Source organism: Pseudoalteromonas sp. APC 3224 (assembly GCF_030407535.1).
GTDB lineage: Bacteria > Pseudomonadota > Gammaproteobacteria > Enterobacterales > Alteromonadaceae > Pseudoalteromonas.
Genome location: NZ_JASDDF010000082.1, coordinates 1 through 587, shown reverse-complemented (window position 1 = coordinate 587; position 587 = coordinate 1). Strand labels below are relative to the sequence as shown.

Here is a 587-nt window from a genome sequence, read left to right as displayed (position 1 = left end):
ATATATTATATAGTTTAACCTTAACAGTCTTTGGTATTGGATGCTTTTTTCTTTTGTATCTGATACGAAAATATCCATCCGAAAATGGGTCAACAACGTTAAAATCCATACAGTCAAAAATAATATTAGCCTTACTTTTATTAGCTCTTTCATTATTTTTAGGATGGTTTTCTTATCAATTCATCTTAGATCCGAATACCATTGCTTGTAAATACAGTAACGGATGTGAAACAGGCCCTCTTGGTTGGTCTGTATCTTTATTATTATTTGGGTTATCTATACTAACTTTTTACATCAGTTTGATATTAGCAAAGTCTGCTTATAAGAAATAATTTCTTCCTACCTCTACATCGCTTCTTATTCATCAAATTATGTTTATGAATATTAAAAATAAGGGCACCTATTAGAAATTTCCGCTCAAGCAAACAGCTGTGCTTTATTTAGCTTTTCACTCAAAAGCTGAGGTTTTTTATTTTTACCTCAATTTTATTAAGTACTTAGTACTGATTAATAAGTACAATAGTTAAAGTTTATTTGTTTTGATTTTATATCTACAAGGAAGTTGTTTATATGAGTGATGTAACGCC

Annotated in this window: 1 protein-coding gene; it reads left to right on the top strand. The window is 29.1% G+C overall.

Annotated elements, in window-relative coordinates:
• Positions 1-332 (top strand): hypothetical protein (locus tag QL989_RS19140; protein WP_290171722.1); only part of this gene is annotated, 332 nt, incomplete at its 5' end.
• Between the last annotated feature and the right edge of the window lie 255 nt (positions 333-587).